The organism is Ferdinandcohnia sp. Marseille-Q9671 (genome assembly GCF_976954385.1).
The window spans coordinates 177,316-199,434 of the sequence record NZ_CDRJTA010000004.1; the positions used below are offsets into that span (position 1 = coordinate 177,316).

Annotated in this window: 23 protein-coding genes; 16 read left to right on the plus strand and 7 right to left on the minus strand. The window is 36.0% G+C overall.

What is annotated here, in order from left to right:
* Positions 1-53: 53 nt before the first annotated feature.
* Positions 54-1,673: a long-chain fatty acid--CoA ligase gene (locus ACWNMY_RS16170; RefSeq protein WP_449539293.1), complete on the plus strand. Its 1,620-nt coding sequence runs from the start codon at positions 54-56 to the stop codon at positions 1,671-1,673.
* Positions 1,674-1,786: 113 nt separating this feature from the next.
* Positions 1,787-2,575: an enoyl-CoA hydratase gene (locus ACWNMY_RS16175; RefSeq protein WP_449539294.1), complete on the plus strand. Its 789-nt coding sequence runs from the start codon at positions 1,787-1,789 to the stop codon at positions 2,573-2,575.
* Positions 2,576-2,637: 62 nt separating this feature from the next.
* Here the strand turns inward: ACWNMY_RS16175 and ACWNMY_RS16180 are convergent, their stop codons facing one another.
* Positions 2,638-2,820 carry a YhzD family protein gene (locus ACWNMY_RS16180; protein ID WP_449539295.1) on the minus strand — a complete coding sequence of 61 codons (183 nt, stop codon included), beginning with the start codon at positions 2,818-2,820 and terminating at the stop codon, positions 2,638-2,640.
* Between the two features lie 277 nt (positions 2,821-3,097).
* On the opposite strand from ACWNMY_RS16180, the gene ACWNMY_RS16185 reads away from it, so the two are divergent.
* The 8 genes from ACWNMY_RS16185 (at position 3,098) to ACWNMY_RS16220 (ending at position 12,753) form a co-directional block, all read left to right on the plus strand.
* On the plus strand, positions 3,098-3,997 hold the full coding sequence (locus tag ACWNMY_RS16185) for an ABC transporter ATP-binding protein (protein ID WP_449539296.1): 900 nt from the start codon (positions 3,098-3,100) through the stop codon (positions 3,995-3,997).
* Positions 3,990-5,243 (plus strand): ABC transporter permease, encoded by a 1,254-nt coding sequence (locus tag ACWNMY_RS16190; RefSeq protein WP_449539297.1) that lies wholly within the window; start codon positions 3,990-3,992, stop codon positions 5,241-5,243. The genes ACWNMY_RS16185 and ACWNMY_RS16190 overlap by 8 nt, the downstream gene beginning before the upstream one ends.
* A gap of 144 nt (positions 5,244-5,387) precedes the next feature.
* On the plus strand, positions 5,388-6,620 hold the full coding sequence (locus ACWNMY_RS16195; protein ID WP_449539298.1) for a metallophosphoesterase family protein: 1,233 nt from the start codon (positions 5,388-5,390) through the stop codon (positions 6,618-6,620).
* A gap of 5 nt (positions 6,621-6,625) precedes the next feature.
* Positions 6,626-9,643 (plus strand): AAA family ATPase, encoded by a 3,018-nt coding sequence (locus ACWNMY_RS16200; protein ID WP_449539299.1) that lies wholly within the window; start codon positions 6,626-6,628, stop codon positions 9,641-9,643.
* 75 nt (positions 9,644-9,718) lie between these two features.
* Positions 9,719-10,663, plus strand: coding sequence for a 3'-5' exoribonuclease YhaM (gene yhaM, locus ACWNMY_RS16205; protein WP_449539300.1), 945 nt, complete (start codon positions 9,719-9,721; stop codon positions 10,661-10,663).
* A gap of 113 nt (positions 10,664-10,776) precedes the next feature.
* Positions 10,777-11,616 carry a hypothetical protein gene (locus tag ACWNMY_RS16210; protein ID WP_449539301.1) on the plus strand — a complete coding sequence of 280 codons (840 nt, stop codon included), beginning with the start codon at positions 10,777-10,779 and terminating at the stop codon, positions 11,614-11,616.
* Positions 11,617-11,704: 88 nt separating this feature from the next.
* On the plus strand, positions 11,705-12,064 hold the full coding sequence (locus ACWNMY_RS16215) for a YtxH domain-containing protein (RefSeq protein WP_449539302.1): 360 nt from the start codon (positions 11,705-11,707) through the stop codon (positions 12,062-12,064).
* A 110-nt stretch (positions 12,065-12,174) separates the two neighbouring features.
* Positions 12,175-12,753 (plus strand): HTH-type transcriptional regulator Hpr, encoded by a 579-nt coding sequence (locus ACWNMY_RS16220; protein ID WP_449539303.1) that lies wholly within the window; start codon positions 12,175-12,177, stop codon positions 12,751-12,753.
* A gap of 2 nt (positions 12,754-12,755) precedes the next feature.
* Here ACWNMY_RS16220 and ACWNMY_RS16225 read toward each other — a convergent pair whose 3' ends face one another.
* Positions 12,756-13,103, minus strand: coding sequence for a DUF1878 family protein (locus ACWNMY_RS16225; RefSeq protein ID WP_449539304.1), 348 nt, complete (start codon positions 13,101-13,103; stop codon positions 12,756-12,758).
* 232 nt (positions 13,104-13,335) lie between these two features.
* Here ACWNMY_RS16225 and ACWNMY_RS16230 point away from each other — a divergent pair, with 232 nt between their 5' ends.
* Together ACWNMY_RS16230 and ACWNMY_RS16235 are read left to right on the plus strand one after the other, a co-directional pair.
* The gene (locus tag ACWNMY_RS16230; RefSeq protein ID WP_449539305.1) at positions 13,336-13,872 is read left to right on the plus strand and encodes a DUF3267 domain-containing protein; all 537 of its coding nucleotides are present in this window, start codon (positions 13,336-13,338) and stop codon (positions 13,870-13,872) included.
* Positions 13,873-13,988: 116 nt separating this feature from the next.
* Positions 13,989-14,186, plus strand: coding sequence for a hypothetical protein (locus ACWNMY_RS16235; protein ID WP_449539306.1), 198 nt, complete (start codon positions 13,989-13,991; stop codon positions 14,184-14,186).
* A 155-nt stretch (positions 14,187-14,341) separates the two neighbouring features.
* Here ACWNMY_RS16235 and ACWNMY_RS16240 read toward each other — a convergent pair whose 3' ends face one another.
* A complete protein-coding gene (locus ACWNMY_RS16240) occupies positions 14,342-14,425 on the minus strand; it encodes a YjcZ family sporulation protein (protein ID WP_449540464.1) in 84 nt (27 codons plus the stop codon).
* 304 nt (positions 14,426-14,729) lie between these two features.
* Here ACWNMY_RS16240 and ACWNMY_RS16245 point away from each other — a divergent pair, with 304 nt between their 5' ends.
* Positions 14,730-15,584: a peptidylprolyl isomerase gene (locus ACWNMY_RS16245; protein ID WP_449539307.1), complete on the plus strand. Its 855-nt coding sequence runs from the start codon at positions 14,730-14,732 to the stop codon at positions 15,582-15,584.
* A gap of 272 nt (positions 15,585-15,856) precedes the next feature.
* Here ACWNMY_RS16245 and ACWNMY_RS16250 read toward each other — a convergent pair whose 3' ends face one another.
* The 4 genes from ACWNMY_RS16250 to ACWNMY_RS16265 form a co-directional block, all read right to left on the minus strand.
* On the minus strand, positions 15,857-16,054 hold the full coding sequence (locus tag ACWNMY_RS16250; RefSeq protein ID WP_449539308.1) for a sporulation YhaL family protein: 198 nt from the start codon (positions 16,052-16,054) through the stop codon (positions 15,857-15,859).
* 324 nt (positions 16,055-16,378) lie between these two features.
* Complete coding sequence (locus ACWNMY_RS16255; RefSeq protein WP_449539309.1) at positions 16,379-16,897, minus strand: tryptophan transporter; 519 nt, start codon at positions 16,895-16,897, stop codon at positions 16,379-16,381.
* Positions 16,898-17,091: 194 nt separating this feature from the next.
* Positions 17,092-18,174 carry a 3-phosphoserine/phosphohydroxythreonine transaminase gene (gene serC, locus ACWNMY_RS16260; protein ID WP_449539310.1) on the minus strand — a complete coding sequence of 361 codons (1,083 nt, stop codon included), beginning with the start codon at positions 18,172-18,174 and terminating at the stop codon, positions 17,092-17,094.
* A gap of 160 nt (positions 18,175-18,334) precedes the next feature.
* Positions 18,335-18,760 (minus strand): HIT family protein, encoded by a 426-nt coding sequence (locus ACWNMY_RS16265; protein WP_449539311.1) that lies wholly within the window; start codon positions 18,758-18,760, stop codon positions 18,335-18,337.
* Positions 18,761-19,359: 599 nt separating this feature from the next.
* Here ACWNMY_RS16265 and ACWNMY_RS16270 point away from each other — a divergent pair.
* The 3 genes from ACWNMY_RS16270 to ACWNMY_RS16280 all read left to right on the plus strand — a co-directional run bounded on the left by ACWNMY_RS16270 (position 19,360) and on the right by ACWNMY_RS16280 (position 22,106).
* A complete protein-coding gene (locus ACWNMY_RS16270) occupies positions 19,360-20,100 on the plus strand; it encodes an ABC transporter ATP-binding protein (protein ID WP_449539312.1) in 741 nt (246 codons plus the stop codon).
* Positions 20,093-21,322, plus strand: coding sequence for an ABC transporter permease (locus tag ACWNMY_RS16275; protein WP_449539313.1), 1,230 nt, complete (start codon positions 20,093-20,095; stop codon positions 21,320-21,322). The genes ACWNMY_RS16270 and ACWNMY_RS16275 overlap by 8 nt, the downstream gene beginning before the upstream one ends.
* 70 nt (positions 21,323-21,392) lie before the next feature.
* A complete protein-coding gene (locus ACWNMY_RS16280; RefSeq protein ID WP_449539314.1) occupies positions 21,393-22,106 on the plus strand; it encodes an EcsC family protein in 714 nt (237 codons plus the stop codon).
* Positions 22,107-22,119 lie beyond the last annotated feature (13 nt).

The following is a 22,119-nucleotide window of genomic DNA, read 5'->3' on the forward strand; positions in this document are numbered from 1 at the left end:
TGAGTTGATGATTGATCTTTCTAAAAACTATATTGGATGTGGAGGAATGGACTATGATGAATTTACCTTTGCTAGTTTCTTCAATGCTTGAACGTGCGGAAAGGTTTTTTCCAAAGAAAACGGTTGTATCAAGAACATCTACTGGAATTGTTACCCATACCTATAAAGAAATAGGAGAGAGAACAAGGAGATTATCAAGTGCTCTTGAAAAGTTGGGTGTTGGTAAGGGAGAAAGGGTGGGAACGTTAGCCTGGAATCATCATCGCCATCTTGAGGCTTATTTTGCCATACCTGGTTTAGGAGCAGTTTTGCACACAATCAATATTCGTCTATCACCAGCTCATATATCCTATATAGTAAACCATGCAGAGGATAAAGTGTTACTTTTTGATGAGGACTTGCTCCCGTTACTAGAGAAAATGAAGGATCAGTTTAAAACAGTTGAGGCCTTCGTTATCATGACAGATAAAGATGAACTACCTGAAACGAGTTTAGAGCCTCTCTATCATTATGAAAAAATAGTAGGTGAAGGTAATCCTTCCTTTCAATTCAAGAAAGACATCGATGAAAACGATCCAGTAGGAATGTGCTATACCTCTGCTACGACTGGAAATCCAAAAGGAGTAGTGTATTCACACCGTGGAATTGTACTTCATAGTATGGCGCTTGGTCTTGCTGATAGCTCTGGATTAACAGAAAGTGATATCGCAATGCCAGTTGTACCAATGTTCCATGTTAATGCCTGGGGATTACCTTTTGCCGCTACGTGGTTTGGTACAACTATGGTCATGCCTGGCCCATATTTTACTCCCAAGATTTTGGCCGAATTAATTGAATCACAAAAGGTAACGATTACTGCTGGAGTGCCAACCATTTGGCTTGGACTATTACACGAACTTGAACAAGGAAGCTATGAAACTAGCAGCTTAACCCGTATTCTATGTGGTGGGTCTGCAGCGCCGAAAGGTATGATTAAAGCTTTTGAGACAAAATATAATATTCCATTTATTCATGCGTATGGAATGACAGAAACAACGCCGTTAGTTGTAGCCTCTCGATTAAAAAGCTATCAGAACGACCTGCCATATGAGGAAAAGCTAGAAATACGTTCGAAGCAAGGATCGTTGGTTCCTTTAGTAGATATGAAGGTGGTAGGTCCTAATGGGGAAGTTGCTTGGGATGGAAAGCAAATGGGAGAGCTATTATTAAGAGGTAATTGGATTGCTGATGAATACTATAAAGATGAACGTACGAATGAAGCATTTAGGGATGGATGGCTCCATACTGGTGATGTTGTAACTGTTGATGAAGAAGGAATTGTAAAGATTGTTGATAGAACAAAGGACCTCATAAAAAGTGGAGGTGAATGGATTTCCTCTGTTGATATTGAAAATGCTCTTATGGCACATGAAGATGTCTTTGAAGCGGCTGTGATTGCGGTACCACATGAAAGATGGCAGGAACGCCCAATTGCCTGTGTTGTCCTAAAAGAGAAGGCAAAGGGAAAAATAACGAAAGAGAATCTCCTAGAATTTCTAACACCGCAATTTGCAAAATGGTGGTTACCAGATGATATTGTCTTCCTCGATGATATTCCGAAAACCTCGGTAGGAAAGTTCTTAAAGAGAGCACTACGTGATCAATTAAAAGACTATATGTCCAAAGTAAATTAATCTCGTAAGGCCATCCATGCTTATTGGATGGCTAAATATTTTTGAAAACGATTTCATTTAGATTGAGATAATTGTATAATGATAGCAACACCATTAAAAGGGGATGTATGATCATGACAACAGAACAAGTTGAAAAAGTGTTTCTTCATATTGATGGCCGTGTTGCGCATCTAACTCTTAATCGTCCACAAGTACTTAATTCAATGGATATAGATATGTTAAAAGGAATTTTACATAACTTAAAAGAAGTGGCTTCTAATGATGAAGTCGATATTCTTGTTTTATCAGGAAGCGGGAGTGCGTTTTCTGCAGGTGGGGACATAAAAACAATGTTACGTTCAACAGATGATTCGGCTTTTTCGCCGGTTATGGACCTTATTTCAGAAATAATAAAGACGCTTTATACTTTACCAAAGCTCGTAATCAGTGCAATTCATGGAGCGGCAGCAGGCCTGGGCCTAAGCCTTGCATTAGGAGCGGATTATATAGTTGTTGATCGAACATCTAGAGTTGCCATGAATTTTATTGGAATTGGGCTAATACCAGATGGCGGTGCACATTTCTTCCTTGAAAAAAGACTAGGGGAAGCAAAAGCGAAGCATATAATTTGGGAAGGAAAGCCGCTATCTCCAGGGGATGCACATACAATTGGATTAGTTGATGAAGTTGCTGAGGAAGATCTTCAAAGTGCAGTACTCCATAAGGTGAAAAAGTGGCAAAAAAAGCCCGTACGAGCTATGATTCAATCAAAGTTTATTTATAATCAAATGCACCTTGCTGAACTTGAGAAGGTACTAGAATTAGAGAAAATAGGGCAGCAGGCTATGAGGAATACAAAAGATCATCGTGAAGGTATTAATGCATTTATTGAAAAAAGGAAACCAATTTTTGTTGGTAAGTAAAAGAATAATCCTGCCGAGAAATAGGTTCGGCAGGATTTTTTATCATGAAAAAAGATAGATAATCATCGATGGAATAACACCAATTTTCCTGCAGCGCTTGTGCAACGATGGGTCGTTTCTAAAAAGTCTTTTTCCTTCAGGATTTTTTCCCCTGTTTCTTTTGCTTCTTTCTCAGTAGCAGCCACAAATGATTCTTCAAGCAGTTTTTCCCCCGTTTTATCAAACACAGTTAACACGTAGTTCATATTGGATGCCCTCCCCATATGTATTTTCGGATGAGATTACAAAAATAGCGCTTTCAAAAGGTGACAACAAACAACTACTGTAAGAGGTCTGTTGCTTGTTATCAGAGATGAGAACATTGCACTTTTCTTGGTAAACTCTGATACTTTGAGTGTAGTTCATTGATAGGCTTCTCGCAACAAAAAATCATCTCAGATGTGTTATCCTAAAAAAGCGTGTTAAAATTTGAAACTTTTTACCAACCTAAACGTAGTAAAAAATGGAGAGGGAGGAATGAAAATGGCATTACAGCTCGAAAATGTGACGAAAAGATTTGGTACTTTCACAGCAGTTGACAATTTATCTATCGAAATTCCTGAGCGTGAAATGTTTGGGTTTCTAGGAGCAAATGGTGCTGGAAAGACAACAACATTCCGTATGATACTGGGTCTATTAGATGTTAGTGACGGTCGAATTCATTGGGATGGTAAAAAAATAAATTATGATACAAGCCATCTGATAGGTTATTTACCTGAAGAAAGAGGTTTGTATCCGAAGATGAAGGTTCGAGATCAGCTGATCTATTTAGCAAGGCTAAGAGGGATGCAGAAACAAGATATCGTAAAACAGATAGATTACTGGTTGGAACGATTTAAAGTACCCGAATATGCAACAAAAAAAGTAGAGGAACTATCAAAAGGGAACCAACAAAAAATACAATTTATTGCTTCCGTGATTCACAAGCCAAAGCTATTAATTCTCGATGAACCGTTCAGTGGACTTGACCCTGTGAATGTTGAGTTACTAAAAGAAGCAGTTGTTGATTTGAAAAATGATGGTACTTCTATTGTTTTTTCTAGTCACCGGATGGAGCATGTTGAAGAACTATGTGAGCATCTATGCATTATGCATCACGGCAGTCCAGTTGTGCATGGCTCATTAAAAGATATAAAGCGCTCATTTGGAAAGAAAAATGTGATTGTGCATGCTGATTTTGATATTAGTCATTTAAAAACATTAGCAGGTGTTACGAAGGCAAAGCAAACAGCAGAGGGTCTTCAGTTACAGGTTGAAAGTGAGGAAATATCACAAAAAATCCTCAGCTCGATAGCAGGTAAAGGTTTTATTAGAAAGTTCGTACTTGAAGAACCGTCCTTAAATGATATTTTCATTGAAAAGGTAGGTGCTTCTTATGAATAAATTTTGGATAATCTTATTTCACACATATGTGAGTAAGCTAAAAACAAAATCATTTATCATCACTACACTAATTACAGCACTTATTATTGTTGGATTAGCAAATATACAATCAATAATTGAAAAGTTTGATGGGGATGACACTAGTAATGTGGCAGTTCTAGCTGACTCTCCTGACCTTTACCAGGCATACGAACAGACTTTATCAGCTATATCAAGTGAGATTGTATTAGAAAAAATGGAAGGCTCTGAGACCGACGCAGAGGATAAAGTAGTCTCAGAGGAAATTACAGGCTATCTCATTCTTACAGAAAGCGACGAGGGACTTCCGCAAGGGACGTATAAAGCTTCATCTATTACTGATTCTGGAGTGACTACACAACTTGAGCAAGCTTTACAACAACTGAAAGTGACAATTGCTACAACAAAAGCAGGATTAACGGCTGACCAAATTGAACAATTATACTCACCTGTCCAATTTGAGAAAGTAGCACTTGAAGAAAACGCAAAATCTGAGGAAGAATTAAGTCAGGCACGTGGGTTAGTGTATGTTTTATTATTTGTAATTTATTTTGCAGTTATTATGTACGCAAACATGATAGCCATGGAAGTTGCAACTGAGAAGTCATCACGTGTAATGGAGATATTAATTTCGAGTGTTTCACCTATTAAGCAAATGTTTGGAAAGATACTTGGAATTGCATTGTTGAGTTTAACTCAATTTGCTGTTATTTTAGCCGTGGGTTATGGTTCCTTAAAGCAGAGCATGAACGGAATGGAAGGTGGCTTTTTTGAGGTATTTGGATTTGGCGACTTACCAATTTCTACCTTCGTCTATGCAGGAATCTTCTTTATCCTAGGATATTTCTTATTTGCCACATTAGCGGCATTTTTAGGCTCACTGGTAAGCCGAATAGAAGATGTACAACAAATGATTACACCAATGACCCTATTAATTGTGGCTGCTTTTATGATTGCGATGTTTGGTTTAACAAAACCAGAATCATCATTTATTACAATTACTTCATATATTCCGTTCTTTGCACCGATGATCATGTTCTTACGTGTTGGGATGCTAACATTGCCTACCTGGGAAATCGCATTGTCAATTGGCATACTTGTACTCACAATTACCCTATTAGCAATATTTGGAGCACGAGTTTACAAAGGCGGAGTACTAATGTACGGCAAATCATCCTCCTTTAAGGATATTCGAAAAGCTTTGCAACTTACAAAAAATGAAAAATAATGAGTTAGCGCACAACTTCACTGTTGTGCGTTATTTTGACTTTTTTTATAAGAAAGAATTCAAATGGATTTCTAATATAAGAACGTGCATTCGTATCGTGGAGGTGATAGAATAAAGGTACTAAGAGTAGGAAGGGACGTTGTGATGGGGTCACTAAGTTTTTTACATATAGCAGATTTGCATTTAGATAGCCCATTTTTAGGATTATCAAATCTACCATCAGAGATTTTTAAACGTGTTCAAGAAAGTACATTTACTTCTTTCGCAGGATTAATAGACATTGCAATTGAGAAAAAGGTTGATTTTGTTGTGATAGCAGGGGATATATTTGATGGAGAGGATAGAAGTTTACGGGCACAGTCTAGATTTCGACGGGAAATGGAACGTCTGCAAGAACATCAAATTAAAGCATTTGTGATTCACGGAAATCATGATCATTTAGGTGGAACATGGCCTCAATTTGAGTGGCCAAGCAATGTTCATGTATTTACAAGTGAAAACGTTGATGCAATTCCATATCAAAAAAATGGAGAACTTCTCGCTTATATTTATGGTTTTAGCTACGGGCGGCGAGCGGTATTAGAAAACAAAACTCCTTTTTATTGTAAGAAGGAGGGGGCTCTGTTTCATATTGGGCTCTTACATGGAAGTAAAGAAGGAGAAAATGCTCACAGTCGCTATGCTCCTTTTTTATTATCTGAGCTACAACAAAAGGGGTTCGATTACTGGGCTTTAGGGCATATCCATACGAGAGAGATTTTGTCACAAGACCCACCGATTATTTATCCTGGGAACATTCAGGGACGTCATAGAAAGGAAACAGGGGATAAAGGTGGTTACGTAGTTAAGCTATCAAATGCAGGAACCACTTATACATTTGTTTCAACAGCTGATTTAATTTGGGAACATACAACACTAGATGTAACGGGACTTGATACCTTTGACAAGCTTGTTGATCAGACACTTAGTCATATGGATATGCTAAGGAATGATAACAAGGGTTTATTTTTAACCATTGAATATAACGGAACGGGTCCTCTCCATGAAATGCTTCAAGAGAAAACCATGCAAGAGGATTTACTCTCTCTTTTGAACGAGGAGATAGTAGGAAGGAACTTTGTATATATAGTTGATATAAAGGTGAATACGAACCTAAAAATTGAACGTGAAAAGTTGAAACAAGACTCGCATTTTATTGGTGATCTTCTAGAGAATATGGAGGTCTACCAAGGCTTCGATGATGCACTTCTCCCTTTACGTAATCATCAAAGTTATCGTAGGTATGTCGAACCATTTTCGGAAGAAGAATTATCTGAGCTTCTTAAAGAAGCAGAAGCAATGATTCTACAAGAACTCTATCGTTCGAACGGGAGGTGAAGAGATTGAGGATTATTGGTATCGAGGTATATGGATATGGAAAGCTAGAAAATGTGGAAATAGGGAACATAAGTAATCTTCAAGTTTTTTATGGCCCAAATGAGGCAGGAAAATCAACCCTTATGTCCTTTATACATAGCATATTATTTGGATTTCCTACGAAGCAACAAAATGAACAACGATATATCCCAAAGTCCGGAGCAAAGTATGGTGGGAAGCTTATTGTTCAGACCGAAAATTATGGGACAATTAGTATTGAAAGATTACCTGGAAAGGCGACAGGTGACCTAACCGTTTATTTGCCAGATGGTACAGTTCGTGGAGATGACTTTATTACTGAACTTTTTCAAGGAATGGATAAACATTTATATCGAAATATATATTCTTTCAATTTACATGGCCTGCAAGGGGTACATAACCTAAGTGGTGAGGATGTAGGAAGATATTTATTTTCTGCTGGAGCCGTTGGAACAGACGCATTGCTAGAATTAGAAAATAAACTAACAAAAGAAATGGATGCCATCTTTAAAGCAAATGGGAAAAAGCCACCTCTCAATAAGGAGCTAATTACGTTAAAGGAAGAGCATTTGAAGGTTATAAAATGGCAAGAAAATAATGGTGAGTATCAGCAGTTACTTCAACAACAGCGTACTATTGAGAATGAACTCGCAGATCATGATGACAGAAAACAAGTCTTACAAGCTAGTAGTAAAAAAGCGGAGCGCTTGCAATCTATCCAACCATTAGTAGAAGAGTATCAAATCTTAGAGACCAGAATAGGGAGTTTACCTTCTTATGAACCATACCCGGATGACGGGCTTAAACGCTTTGAACAATTACAGGCGCAAATAATGCCGTATGAGGCACAATTGACAGCAACGTGTGATGAACTTGAGAAATTAAAGGAACAAAAGCTTTCAATACAAGTATCTGTACAATATTTAGAAAATGAACAGGATATCCTTGAATTAGTAGAAAATAAAAGCTTATTTATTGAAAAAAAGAATAGGTGTAACCTCTTAATGAAAGAGCTTCAACAGGTAGAGGAAGAGTTGGAACAATTAAAAAACAGAATTAATGTATCTTTACCTGAATCAGACATACTTGAGATGGATAGTAGTATTGCTGCAAAGGATCAGTTCTCCGAAATTGTAGCAGGTGCAGAGAGAACAAAACAGCATAAACACTTTTTAGACGATAGCTTTGCACAAGCGAAGCGTGCATTAGAAAGCAGCGAAGAAAAAATAGAGGACCTTAGAAAGCGAGTACTCTCAACTGAAGAAAGGAAACTTCTTGAAAAAACACAAAAGATAGAAACAACGAAAGATAGTCTTTATATGGAAAAAGAGTACCTAGAGGATGAAGTAAAGAAAATTGATCAAAAGGTAAATAGAATTAAAGCAAAAGAATCAAGGAATAAGGCCAAAATTATCACCTTGTTTTATGGAATAGGTATTGTAGCGATTCTTGCTTCCATCTATTTTTACCTATCACAGGAATGGGTACTAGGTGGTTTTCTAACAATCTTAGCTATTTTCATGCTGCCAATTGGAAAAATAGTTTCCTCTCATTTTTCCTCCTCCATCGCTGATGAGCTTTTAGCGGATAAAGAGGAAATCTTCAAGAAACTAGACTCCATTCAAGATCAGTTATTGCACCGTGAATCCACAAATGTAGAGGAAGTCACGAAAAAGCTTCTACGGGACCAACATGTAAGACAGCAAATTGAAATTGAACAAGCAACCCTTCTACAATATGAACGAGCGTATGAAAAGGTAGTAGCAGGTTTTGAGGAATGGGAAGGCACTAGATACATGCTTGAAGAAAAAGCAGCGAGATTAAAGCAAAGATACGGCTTATCTACTGAAATTAGTAATGAACGATTAGTAGATGCTTTTCAAATTCTAGAAGCCATAAAAGAAAAAACAGTGAGAAAGAAAAAAATTGCTGAGGAATGGTCAGAAATTCAAACTGAAATTCGTATGTTCCAAGATAGTATTAATAAGGTAGGCAAGCGACTAAACAAAATTGAACAAGGCCCTCGTATTAATATTGATCAGCTTGCACTACGGTTACAGGAAGAAAAAAGAAAATATGAACAGCTCGTCCAGATAGAGGATAAAGAAAAGGAAGTAGCACAACAAATCTCCCATTATTCGAAAACAATTGCCCATTTACAAAATGAATGTCAATTATTGTGGGACATTGCAATGGTTACCAATGAGGAAGAGTATAGAGAAAAAGGACAAGCGAACGGTACTGCAAAGGAATTAAGAAATCGTATCGACCTACTGAATGCTCAACTTAGCCGATACGGTGACCTAGCTCAAAAATGTAATCTAGAAACCAACTATCAAATATGGATAGAGGAAATCACACATGAAATGAATCAATTACATGCTAGTGAAACTAACTTAAGAAATCAACTTTCTGCTATTCATCATCGAATTCATGAGCTTGAAGAGGGAGGAACGTACGCAGACTTACTCCACTCGTTCGAAGGCAATAAATCAGTAGTAAGAGATTATTCGAAGAAATGGGCTACTCTTGCAATTGCAAAAGATATTCTTTCTAAAACGGTTACCCAATACCGAAAGCTACGATTGCCTATGGTGATTGAGAGAGCCGAAAAATATTTTTCCATTCTGACGGAAAAGCAGTATCACCGAATTTACCTAGACAATGAAGTAGACGGTTTTTTGGTAGAAGATAACAAGGGAATACGTTATAATCCAGATGAACTTAGTCAGGCTACTTCAGAACAGCTCTACATTTCATTACGATTTTCTTTAGCAAATACTATGCATCCAAAACAATCATTCCCATTTATTATCGATGATAGTTTTGTTAATTTCGATTCACAACGTTTAACAAGTGCAATCTCACTAATAAAGGAAGTTGCGAAAGAAAACCAAGTCTTACTATTTACATGTCATCATCATGTTGTAGAAGGCTTTGAGGATGCTGAACCTATCAAATTAGGTTCTGAAGAAATCAGGGAAAATCAAAAAAGTGTGTTATAATTTGATAAAGATAGAGAGTAATAAAATGAAAGAAATAGATCATACACGGCATATAGACAAGCAGGGGGAGAAAATATGGTAAAGGGTATTGTTCACTATGATGTAGGACAGCAGGTTGATGTTTATTTGTTAATCAAATCATCTACTAAAGGAATTGCAAGTAATGGAAAACCATTCTTAACCTTACTTTTTCAAGACCAAAGTGGAGAAATTGAAGCAAAGCTTTGGGATGCATCTCCGGAAGACGAAGTCAATTATGCAGCACAAAAAATTGTAAGGCTAGCAGGAGAAATAAATAGTTATAGAAGAAGGAATCAGTTAAAGATTCGGAATATCCGACCCGTAACAGAGCTAGATGGAGTTACTATTTCAGACTTTCTTGAGGTTGCACCAGTTGCTCAAGATGAAATGGCATCCAAGATTACGCAATATATTTTCGAAATGAAAAATCCTAAACTACAACGCATAACAAGGCATTTATTGAAAAAGCATCAGAGTGCATTTTATGAATATCCAGCTGCAACTAAAAATCATCATGAATTTGTGTCAGGCCTCGCGTACCACGTTGTTTCTATGCTTGATTTAGCAAAAGCAATTGCTACTTTATACCCTTCCTTAGACACTGATTTATTGTATTCTGGTATTATCCTTCATGATCTAGGTAAGGTGGTTGAGTTATCAGGACCAATTTCGACAACCTATACAGTTGAAGGAAACCTATTGGGACATATTTCAATCATGGTAAATGAGGTTGGACAAGCGGCCAAAGAGTTGGGGATTGAAGGAGAAGAGGTAACAGTTCTACAGCACATCATTCTAAGTCATCATGGAAAAGCTGAATGGGGAAGCCCCAAGCCTCCTCTAATTAAAGAAGCTGAAATTCTCCATCATATAGATAATCTAGATGCAAAAATGAACATGTTAGATCGTGCATTAGAACGTGTAAAACCAGGTGAATTTTCAGAACGTGTATTTGCATTAGATAATCGAAGCTTTTATAAACCAACCTTTGATAAATAATGAAATGTTTCAGTAAACTCGGCTCTAATTTAATGGGTCGAGTTTTTTTTGCGGAAAGATAATAGAATTTTGCATTTTATGGAAGGCTATATGTAGAAAGAGGTAATGATAAAATGGCGAAGATATTATTTTTAGTATGTTTTCTTCTACTAACATCACATATTACAGCTCAAGCTGCTCCCTCATATGAAGAAAATGATACCCCTTTGGGCTTTAAAATTGAATTGGTTCCGTGGGGTATTGTGGATGAGCTTCTTCCTAGAAAATCCTTTTTTTCCATCATTGATGTTGAAACAGGTTTACAGTTTCGTGTTCAAAGAAGAGCTGGGAGTAGACATGCAGATGTTCAACCACTAACAATAGAAGATACAAAAATAATGAAAAAAATATATAGTGGCAAATGGAGCTGGAAACGAAGAGCCATTATTGTAAAACATAATGATCAAATGATTGCTGCATCCATGCATGGAATGCCACATGGTGCGGGTGCATTAAAAAATGGTTTTCCAGGACACTTTTGTGTTCACTTCTTAGGAAGTACAACTCATGGTTCAAAAGATCCTGACCTTGCCCATATGCTTATGTTGTTAAAAGCGGGAGGGAAGTTAGAGGACTACGTAAACAATGCGGATCCATATCACCTTATTGAAATTTTCGCCACAGGACTAAATCAATCTGATAATAAAATAATTAGGCAAACTCTTATTCCAATGTCAAACGAAAAAGAGTTTTATAAAAGGATCGAAAGTATTAGCATTTTTACAATTACACATATGACATATTTGCCACTGAGTGACTTAGATGGCCTGTTAGAAATTGAGATACCCGTAGAAGTTGAAATTTATCGTGAAAATCAAGGAAAAGAACGGAAGAAGATGTTATTTATTTTGGTTCGAAATAGTATCGTAGATCGTTGGTATATCCAACAGGAAGAATTGGAGAGTGGCCTCTAATTTTATAAAAAAGATGATTGTTAAAAAAGGGTTTTTCCACTTTTTGTAGAATTCTGTAAATAACCATAACGATATGGAGTGAATCATTATGACCCCTACAAAATCCCTATTATGTGGTGTTATAGTTGGAAGTATCTTTGGAGGTATTTCGGTACTTCTAAGCACGCCTACATCTGGGAAAGAAATTAGAAAGAAAGTGAAAGATAATCAAATACAGATAACTTCATCCTTATCTGAAGTTATCAAAGAAGGAAAAAAGTTAAAAGAACAGGTTGCCTTATCGACCAAACAAGCAGCAAATACAATTACAGAAGTATCCGGCGAACTTAAGAGCTCAATTAATCTTTGGAAAAAAGAAATTGAAGAAAATCAAAAAAGTATTCAAAAAGAGCTTTTAGAAATTGAAAACGCTTTAGAAAATCTAGAAAAAAAGGTAATAAGTCAGTAAGAAACAAATTTTTTTCGCCATATTCAAAAATTTCGTAAATTTACATCTTTATTAATTTTTATTTTATTGGCATAATAGTAGTAAGAATAAACAGAAAAGTGGGTGAATCTATGAAACAAGAAGAACAAATGGCCTCCATCAAAGAAGCGCTACTTTTTAGCCAGAGAATTGCACAGCTGAGTAAGGCAATTTGGAAATCTATTGAAAAGGATTGGCAACAATGGATAAAGCCTTATGACTTAAATATTAATGAGCATCATATTATTTGGATAGCGTATCATTTGAAAGGCGCTTCTATTTCAGAGATTGCTAAGTTTGGAGTTATGCATGTTTCGACTGCATTTAACTTTTCTAAAAAATTGGAGGAACGTGGACTTCTACAATTTTCAAAGAAAGAGAATGATAAACGAAATACGTATATAGAGTTAACTCCAAAAGGAGAAGAAATATTCCTTGAAATTTTGGAATCCTATAATCCTACTAAAAATGGAGTTTTGGAAGGAGCGCTTCCACTAAAAAAACTATATGGGAAGTTTCCAGAAATTGTTGAGGTTATGAGCATTGTGCGCAATATTTACGGAGACGATTATATGGAGATTTTTGAAAAGTCCTTTAGAAATATTGAAGATGATTTTATTGAGGTAGATGGAAAACTTTACAAACGAGTTGAAGAAAAGATAGAACTTTAATGTTATCTAATTGTATCGATTATCCCTTTAAATTCAAGCATTAAAGGGGTATATTTTTCTTCGCTTATGAGTACGTCAATCGTTGTTTTAGGATTTAAATTTGGATGTAGCATTCCTACAAATTGAGTTAAAAGCGGTGTGAAACCAACAAATCCCTCCGCTTTTTGTCTTTTGAACTCTTTGCTCAGTTCTTCACAAATTAAAAGCAAATGTTCTACATCTTTCTTAGATAACTTTGCATCAATGATCATTTTATTAAATGGGGAAAGCTTGTCCCCTAAAAATGGCATGATTAATGATTGATAAAATTCTAGTCGTTCCAAGCGTTCTTCGATTGATTCCATTTTCATTTTTGCCACTCCAATTTTTATCAGTATATATTCCAAAAAGAAATAACTTTTCTATAAAGTATAATACCCAAAAACCGCGAAAAAAGTCGAAAAAACATGTATTTTATCGTTCTTTTGGATACCTATTGCAATTTTTTTAGAAACAAAGTAAAGTAGTTTAGTAAGTTTAGAGTATCCTTATAAAAGGTGAATTCTGAATTATTGACTTCATGATTGCGGATGGTGATTTTGTATGACTTGCTGGAAAACCATTAATCTCACAAAGGATTATGGATTCCATCGAATTATTTTGATATCCCTGATATCGATGCTTATAGCATTTATCCTGTTTTATTTACCGATGAATCTAATGTTTTCTTCAATTGATCTAAAAGCAGATGGATCGATTTACTTTTTTATGGCCGTATTGTTTCTATACCCATTACATGCATTTCTTCATGTATTACCGTTTTGGATGACAAGGAAAAAACTTGCTTTTTCGTTTAAGTGGATGTACGGAATTCCATTTATTTCAAAACGATCAAAAAAATCACTTTCTAAGCCGTTTATGATTCTAGTTATGGTTACTCCATTTCTATTTCTAACGACTTTAATGATAGTTGCCTGTATGGCCTTTCCTGGTTATATTCATTATTTTTCTATTGTTGCAGCGATAAACTTTGGGTTATGTGTACCTGATTTTATTTATTTATCACAGTTTATCAAAGCTCCTAGGTCCTGTACTGTTGAAGAAATAGAAGACGGATATGATATTCTGATACACAATTAATGAAAAGAACTATGATTTTTATTTTACAGCAGAAGTCACCCGTTTCTTAAGTGGGAGATGAATGAATATATGTATTCAATTCAGTCGGGGTTTAAACCCTGACTGAATAAAGTTATATGTTGGGGGGATTAGGAGTGATCTTATTTTATATTCCATTTGCGGCTTTTATTTTGTTTTACATTAATCAAATGACTTACAGACTCTGTGAGCAAAAAGAAATTCCTGATGACCGCCAGCCAAAAGTATATAGAACAATTAATATCTTAATTACAATTTTACTTATCTCTTCCTATGTAGAGGTACTGTTTACCTAGGAAAGAAAAAAGGATGGTCATTAATGACCATCCTTTTTCGTTCTAGCCAGTTTTTCTTATGCTAGTTGGACTGGCATAGAAAGAGCTGACGTCTGCGTTAGCCACAGAACGTGGCTTCTTTTAGTGGACGTTCCGCTCCAACGCTTACTTTTTTCTTAGAACCATGCAGCTCCAACGATGATTAAAAGGATGAACAACACGACGATTAACGCGAATCCACCACCGTAACCTTGACCCATAATAACACCTCCAATGCTTTGGTAAGATATCTTATGCGAAATCATTTGTGAACGAATAGGCGATTGTCTCGCCATTTAGAAATCTTTTTCACGTTTACTGAATTTCTGAACCTTCAAGGACTAATCCTTGTTTTTCATGTTCAATATATCCTATTCCCATAAGGGTTATATGACTGTGCGAATGTCCCATATTTTTGCAGTTTATTGTGAAAATGTTTTCTTTCTTTTTTAAAAGTATGTTATAGTAATTTTTGTAGCGTTGGACAAATCGTACATAAAAATGGATCTAGTAGGAGTGTGTATAATGAAAAAATCAATGATTGCTCTAACGGCGGCTGTAAGTATATTTGCTTTAAGTGCTTGTAATAATGCAGATGATTCAGCAGTGCTTGTAGAAACAAAAGCAGGAAATGTTACAAAAGAAGAATTGTACAATGCAATGAAGGATCAAGCGGGTGCAGTGGTTCTTAAAGATTTAGTGTATACAAAAGTATTATCAGAAAAGTATGAAGTAACAGATAAAGAATTAGATGCAAAATATGAAGAAATGCAAACTGCATTAGGCGCACAATTTGATACGATTGTAGAGCAAAATGGAGAAGAATTTGTTCGTGAACTTCTAAAGTCTGACATGTTGAAAGAAAAAGCAGCATTGGAAGAAATTGAAGTGAAAGAAGGCGAAGTTGTTAAGGCTAGCCATATTCTGGTAAGAGTAGCACCTGAAGCTACTGAGGAAGAAAAAGCAGAAGCTAAGAAGAAGATAGACGAAGCGAAGAAAAAGCTTGATGAAGGCGGAAAATTTGATGAGTTAGCTAAAGAATACTCTGATGATGGTTCTGCTGCAAATGGCGGAGACCTTGGCTGGTTTGGAAAAGGAAGAATGGTACCTGAATTCGAAGAGGCAGCATTTGCACTTAAAGAAGGCGAAACAAGCGATGTGATTGAGTCACAATATGGCTATCATATTATTCGTGTAACAGGAACAGTAGAAGACTTTGATAAGATGGACGAAGAAGAAAAAAATGAAATTCGTACTGCGCTACTTCAAGGTGACCAAACTGCAGTTCAAAAAGCTCTAGACAAAGCAGTTGAAGATGCAAATGTTGAGATTAAGGATAAAGATTTTAAAGATTTATTTGAAACACCAACTGCACAATAATTGTAACAGAAAAAGGGCCGTTTACTTTCGTAAACGGGCCTTTTTTACGTTTGTCTAGGGCAAGCGCATTGACTGATGTCCGCGTTTGCCACAGGAAGTGGCAGCCTTTAGTGGACGATCAATTTCGAGGCGCAGCTTTTCTAATTTGTCTAGCTTCAGCGCCTTGCCCCTCGAGGTCACAAGCCAGCCCGTCAAGAAGGTTAAAGAGCCAACCTTCTAGCCGTCCCGTCTTGTGCTTGTCGGGGCAATACAAGGCGCATGCGCTTTTCTATTTACATTGCTTCTGGTTTATTTATTTGTTTGGTTCGTTTTTCTTTTTCGTTTTTCATACGCTCAATATAAACATTGCCTTCCTGCTCGATGTATGAGTTCTCTGTTTGGCGTTCTTCTCTAGTTGTGCGAATCACCATATAGGCACTTAAAAGTACTCCAAATAAAGCTACATATACAAACCAAGGTATTGCTGACATTGCATTCACTCCTTGTCCCACTTTTTACTACTACTATATGCATAGAATTGACTAGATATCACTTCTTTTCATAGATTTTGTTAGTGGTGGGATTCATTCATTCAGCATAGCTTTATATCGATAGGGTCCTAGAGGTATATCAATTATTGTTATGTCGTTAGAGATTCATACTAATTAGAATGGTAGCTGTACTAGGTTTCAGGCGAATTTGTAATCTAGTGAATTTACATATAAATCTATCAACGGATTATATCAGGATTTCCTTCCATAAATAAGCCTAAAAAAAGGGAGCCCGACGAATAGTCGGACACCCATCAAAATGAATTATGCACTTACTGTAAATTTAGTACGTCTAATAATTTGTTGTGCAATCGGATAAATAATAGCCATTGCTATTGTACCCATTACGATTGCTGGAACAACTACACCAATAAACAAAGCTATAAATGTATTTGGGAGTCCAGCAAGAAGAAGTGCAGATGTTAAAAAGACACTACCAGAAACTAAAACGCCTACGGCAGTAATAGCACATACCATTACTAGGGACTGGCTGTATTTTTTGCCAATAGTAAACATGCCATAAAATACAAATGCTGTTACAAGCTTATCAATGATGTTTGGAATTTGTCCTGCGGGAAAAGTTGTTGTCAATGCTGAGATAATACCACCAACAATAGCAACGAGCAGTACATATTTTTTTTCAGGAAACAACATAATTCCTAAAAACATCATGATTACTAATAAGTCAGGCTTCATACCTAAGTAGATACCTGGCATAGCAGCATGCAGTACAGCACCCATTCCAATTAATAATGATAAAAACACTAAAACCTTTGTATTCATTTCTCATCTCTCCTCAGCTTATCTAAGCTATAATTTTTAGACTCTCCAATAGTGCGCTCTCGCCTATTGCGAAAATCTTACATATAAGTATATCAGACTATCAGACTATTTTGTATATCTATATTCAGCAAAATTTTCCAAGCTTAGTAGTTACACTTCTCTCCATTAGATAGGAACAGTAGTGAATGAAAGAACTAATTCTCAGTTCTAAATACCTTCATAAATGTTGCAAGTGCATCGACTGATTCATATGGTACTGCATTGTAAATGGATGCACGGCACCCACCGATGGAGCGGTGTCCATTTAATCCAACGAATCCTTTTTCCTTTGCTTCAGCAAGGAATTTTTTTGTTAAATCTTCGTTAGGAAGCGTGAACGCAACGTTCATATTTGATCGACTACCTTGTTTGGCATGTGCTTTATAGAAATCATTTGATTCATCAATTGTATTGTACAAGAGTGACGCTTTCTCGTTATTCTTAGCTTCAATTGCAGGCACACCGCCTTGCTCCTTCACCCATTCGAGGACAAGTGAGAGCATGTAGATGGAAAATGTAGGTGGTGTGTTATAAAGTGAATTCGACTTTACATGAGTATTATAGTCTAACATTGTTGGGAGGTTCTTATTTGCTTGTTGTAAAAGGGAATCCTTTAGGATAACAACCGTTACTCCTGATGGACCTAGGTTTTTTTGCGCTCCTGCATAAATCATTGAAAACTGATTCACATTAATTTCTCTGCTTAAGATGTCACTTGACATATCTGCGATTAAAGGAACATCTGTAAATGTTGGATACCTTTCCCATTGTGTCCCGTAAATTGTGTTATTTGAAGTAATGTGCACATAAGAAGAGTTTGCTGAATGTTTGTTCGTATCTATGTTAGGTATAAAGTTATATTTCTCCTCTTTGCTAGAAGCAATTACATTTGTGTCACCAAACTGTTGTGCTTCCTCAAGTGCTTTTTGAGACCACGAACCAGTTAAGATATAATCCGCAGTGGACTCAGGTGCTAAGAAGTTCATTGGAATCATAGAAAATTGAAGACTGGCTCCACCTTGTAAAAAGAGAACATGATAATCATCAGGAATGTGCATGAGGGAACGTAAATCAGAAATAGCTTGTTCGTGAACCATATCATATTCTTTACTGCGATGACTTAATTCCATAACAGACATACCTGTTCCTTTAAAATTAACTAGTTCGGATTGCGCGCGGTCTAGTACTTCTTTTGGTAAGGCAGAAGGACCGGCATTAAAGTTGTAGGCTCGTTGCATATTAATTCCTCCTATTTTATTGCTTTACTCGAATAAAGTAAAAAAGATATGTCCTATAATATCATGTTTTTAGAAAAAATAGCGTGAAAATTTCATGAAAGATAAAAATTTTCAATCATAAAATAATAAAAGGCAAGACTTGAAGCCTCGCCCTAAAAAGTTAATTTTGAATTGCTTTTGAAATGGTGGATGCAATCGTTTGAAGATCTTCTCCTGAATATTGATTTTCGTGAGATTTCCATACAACTCCAAATCCATCCCCTTTTCCATAACGTGGAATAAGATGGAGGTGAAAATGGAACACAGATTGTCCAGCTTGTTCTCCATTATTTTGTAAAAGGTTCATGCCGATAGGGTTGAATTCTTTTTTGATAGCATTAGCAATGGAAGGTACGACCTCAAATATATTCTGGGCGATCTCTGATGTTAACTCAAAGACATTTTCTTTATGTACTTTTGGAATGACAAGCGTATGTCCTTTTGAAACCTGACTAATGTCTAAAAATGCGTAGACATGCTCATTTTCAAATACCTTAGCACTTGGAATGTCGCCACTAATAATTTTACAGAAAATACAATCGCTCATTTTGTCCATCCTTTCAATTTCACTTATCTAAAAGTATTTTATCACATGTGCAGAAGATGTAAAAATTTTCATGTGTATTTATAAAAAAGAAACAGGATGCGATCGCAAAGGATGCATCCTGTTCTGAAGAAGGCTACTGTTATAGGTTTAGGGTATCTTTGATAAACACCTCATTTTTTTGAAATGAAAGTTTTTATCTAATGGAGTGAGTCAAAACAATAGTTCAAGCGAACCATCCCCTTGTCTTTTGTATATAAGTTTCACAACTTATAATGCGACTGGATGATCTTTAACAAACACCTCATTTACAAAATAGAGTTATTTTGTTAGTGGTAATTTGTTCGAACCGTTTTTTACTCTCACATTTCCCAACGTTACCATCCCCTTATAACACTTTTGAAAAGCATTCGTCTAAAATAAGGATATTGTCTTTAACAAACACCTCATTCCAGGTAGATGATAATCATCAAGCTTTTTCTTGCCCTCTTCAAAAATTAGTATGACCTTTTTTCATTCTTATATACAAGTTTCTTACTAGGTAAATTTGGCAATTTTTGATATGATAAAAAGAAAGAAAGATGGTTAGAAGGGAGCTTTACATGGCGCTATTAGAGATAAATAATTTAACCGGTGGCTATACACAAAATCCAGTACTTAAGGACGTTTCCTTACAAGTTAAAAAGGGTGAAATTGTAGGATTAATTGGATTAAATGGTGCGGGGAAAAGTACCACAATTAAACATATCATTGGACTAATGGAGCCGAAAAAAGGGACAATCCTTATCAATGGAAAAACCATTCAAGAAGATATGGAAGCTTACCGATCTATGTTTAGTTTCATACCGGAAACACCCATTCTTTATGATGAGCTTACTTTATATGAACATTTAGAATTAACTGCGATGGCATATGGGATTGAAAAGCAGGTGTTTGAAGAGAGAATCAATCCTTTACTAAAGGAATTTCGCATGGAGAAAAAGGTGAAATTTTTCCCATCTCATTTTTCAAAGGGAATGAAACAAAAGGTGATGATTATGTGTGCTTTCCTAGTCGAACCTTCCCTGTATATTATAGATGAACCATTTGTTGGGTTAGATCCTCTTGGTATCCAATCACTATTAGAAATGATGAACAACATGAAAAGTCAAGGGGCAGGGATTTTGATGTCAACCCATATTCTGGCGACTGCTGAACGATATTGCGATTCGTTTATTATCTTACATAATGGGAAAGTGAAGGCGTCAGGAAGCTTGGAGGACCTCCGTACTCAATTCAAAATGGAGCATGCAACCCTTGATGATATATATATCAGCCTTACAAAGGAAGAAGAAAATGATTGATATCAAAGAATTATGGGATAAACGTCAGGTTCAACATTTTAAAGAAATAAGCAGGTATTTACGATATATGCTTAATGATCATTTATTAATTGCTCTTCTATTCTTAGGTGGGGGAGGAGCATACTATTACAACTATTGGTTGCAAAATGTTCCCACTGGTTTTCCTTACGCTATTTTAATTGGTATCGTTCTCGGAGTTATCTTAACGGGAAGTCGAATCCAAACCTTAGTAAAAGAGGCTGACCTTGTTTTTTTATTACCAATTGAAAAAAAGCTTTCGACCTATTTTCAAAAGGCTTTTTGGTATAGTCTTTTCTCACAGCTTTATTTGTTATTGATTGTATTTGCGATAGCAGCACCACTCTATCTTGCGGTAACAAATAAAACTTTTTCATCCTTGTTAGGGATCTTGGTCATTGTTTTGTTAGTAAAGGCTTGGAACCTGTTAATTACTTGGTTTACACAGCACTATACCGAGTCGTCAACGTATTATGTGGATATTTGTATTAGACTACTTTTAAATTGTATTTTGATGTATTTACTATTTTCAGGTGCGTCAATTTTATTTATTGGAAGTGTTGTCGCAATCATGGTCGGCCTGCTTCTTTATTTTCATAAGGCTACGGAGAGTAAGGGATTAAAATGGAATACGTTAATCGAACTGGAATCCAAGCGTATGCTTACATTTTATCGTATTGCTAATCTCTTCACGGATGTTCCAAAACTAAAGGAAAGAGTAAAAAAACGCCCATGGTTAAACTGGGTTACTAACTTTATTTCATATTCGAAGAAAAATACGTTTCAATACCTTTACATGCGCACCTTTTTACGAACAAGTGATTATTTAGGATTATATGTAAGGTTAACCATCATTGGAGGACTTGTGCTCTACTTTGTACCTTTTCAATATGGGAAGGCTTTTATCATGATTTTATTTCTGTATTTAACAGGCTACCAGCTCATTACATTATGGAGACACCATAACCTGAAAATTTGGGTTCGGCTATACCCTGTAAATGAATCAACAAAACTCGCTTCTTATTTGTTGCTCTTATTTCAGTTACTTTTTATCCAATGTGTTCTGTTTACTCTAGTCTTACTTGTAACGATAGAAATAACAGTTTCACTTATTCTTTTACTCCTAGGTCTTGTTTTTGCTTATCTGTTTGTATTTATGTATGCAAAAGCGAAGGTAAAAAAGCTTGATCGCATCATTGGGTAGATAAGAGTGAAACCTTTTCTGTTGCTCAGACGTAAAAGTAACTAAAACCAACAAGAAGGGTAGAGAATGAATGACAGACTCGTACATGAGTATGGTTGAAGAGGAATTATTTCAATGGCGTAGAAAACTGATTAAGAAATCAACATTGTTACATCGTGTATCAAAAAAAGCCCAAGTCAAAGTCAATGAAATGATACCTGAAAAGGCACACAACATAATAACGGAAAGTATCAAAAAAATGGTTCAAGCAACATTAGTTGGCTCGGAATATACAACAAAAGGAACCTATCCGCCAAACCTCACTTTAGAGGTAAAAGAAAAACTAATACATGAGAAGCTAACGGTTTATAAAAGAACGGCCGCGGCAGAGGGGGCTGGTACTGGAGCAGGAGGTTTTCTTCTGGCTTTAGCTGATTTTCCTTTGTTACTTTCCATCAAAATGAAGTTTTTATTTGAAGTAGCCGCAATCCATGGATTTGATACAAAGAACTATGATGAGCGTCTCTTTCTGTTACATGTGTTTCAACTAGCTTTTTCAAGTGATGAACATAAAAAGAGAACCTTCGAAATCATTGAAAACTGGGAAGAACAAAAGCATACGCTCGTTGAAATGGATTGGCGTGTGTTTCAACAGGAATATCGCGATTATATTGATTTTGTTAAAATGCTTCAGTTATTACCAGGCGTTGGAGCTGTTGTTGGTGCGTATGCTAATTATAATCTTCTTGAACATTTAGGGGAAACCGTGAAAAACTGTTATCGTTTACGGATACTCTCACAATAGTAATCGCAAAAAA

Coding starts and splice junctions, on each gene's coding strand:
- ACWNMY_RS16170 (WP_449539293.1), top strand. CDS start 54: ATGATGAATTTACCTTTGCTAGTTTCTTCAATGCTTGAACGTGCGGAA.
- ACWNMY_RS16175 (WP_449539294.1), top strand. CDS start 1,787: ATGACAACAGAACAAGTTGAAAAAGTGTTTCTTCATATTGATGGCCGT.
- ACWNMY_RS16180 (WP_449539295.1), bottom strand. CDS start 2,820: ATGAACTACGTGTTAACTGTGTTTGATAAAACGGGGGAAAAACTGCTT.
- ACWNMY_RS16185 (WP_449539296.1), top strand. CDS start 3,098: ATGGCATTACAGCTCGAAAATGTGACGAAAAGATTTGGTACTTTCACA.
- ACWNMY_RS16190 (WP_449539297.1), top strand. CDS start 3,990: ATGAATAAATTTTGGATAATCTTATTTCACACATATGTGAGTAAGCTA.
- ACWNMY_RS16195 (WP_449539298.1), top strand. CDS start 5,388: ATGGGGTCACTAAGTTTTTTACATATAGCAGATTTGCATTTAGATAGC.
- yhaM (WP_449539300.1), top strand. CDS start 9,719: ATGGTAAAGGGTATTGTTCACTATGATGTAGGACAGCAGGTTGATGTT.
- ACWNMY_RS16210 (WP_449539301.1), top strand. CDS start 10,777: ATGGCGAAGATATTATTTTTAGTATGTTTTCTTCTACTAACATCACAT.
- ACWNMY_RS16215 (WP_449539302.1), top strand. CDS start 11,705: ATGACCCCTACAAAATCCCTATTATGTGGTGTTATAGTTGGAAGTATC.
- ACWNMY_RS16220 (WP_449539303.1), top strand. CDS start 12,175: ATGAAACAAGAAGAACAAATGGCCTCCATCAAAGAAGCGCTACTTTTT.
- ACWNMY_RS16225 (WP_449539304.1), bottom strand. CDS start 13,103: ATGAAAATGGAATCAATCGAAGAACGCTTGGAACGACTAGAATTTTAT.
- ACWNMY_RS16230 (WP_449539305.1), top strand. CDS start 13,336: ATGACTTGCTGGAAAACCATTAATCTCACAAAGGATTATGGATTCCAT.
- ACWNMY_RS16235 (WP_449539306.1), top strand. CDS start 13,989: ATGTTGGGGGGATTAGGAGTGATCTTATTTTATATTCCATTTGCGGCT.
- ACWNMY_RS16240 (WP_449540464.1), bottom strand. CDS start 14,425: ATGGGTCAAGGTTACGGTGGTGGATTCGCGTTAATCGTCGTGTTGTTC.
- ACWNMY_RS16245 (WP_449539307.1), top strand. CDS start 14,730: ATGAAAAAATCAATGATTGCTCTAACGGCGGCTGTAAGTATATTTGCT.
- ACWNMY_RS16250 (WP_449539308.1), bottom strand. CDS start 16,054: ATGTCAGCAATACCTTGGTTTGTATATGTAGCTTTATTTGGAGTACTT.
- ACWNMY_RS16255 (WP_449539309.1), bottom strand. CDS start 16,897: ATGAATACAAAGGTTTTAGTGTTTTTATCATTATTAATTGGAATGGGT.
- serC (WP_449539310.1), bottom strand. CDS start 18,174: ATGCAACGAGCCTACAACTTTAATGCCGGTCCTTCTGCCTTACCAAAA.
- ACWNMY_RS16265 (WP_449539311.1), bottom strand. CDS start 18,760: ATGAGCGATTGTATTTTCTGTAAAATTATTAGTGGCGACATTCCAAGT.
- ACWNMY_RS16270 (WP_449539312.1), top strand. CDS start 19,360: ATGGCGCTATTAGAGATAAATAATTTAACCGGTGGCTATACACAAAAT.
- ACWNMY_RS16275 (WP_449539313.1), top strand. CDS start 20,093: ATGATTGATATCAAAGAATTATGGGATAAACGTCAGGTTCAACATTTT.
- ACWNMY_RS16280 (WP_449539314.1), top strand. CDS start 21,393: ATGACAGACTCGTACATGAGTATGGTTGAAGAGGAATTATTTCAATGG.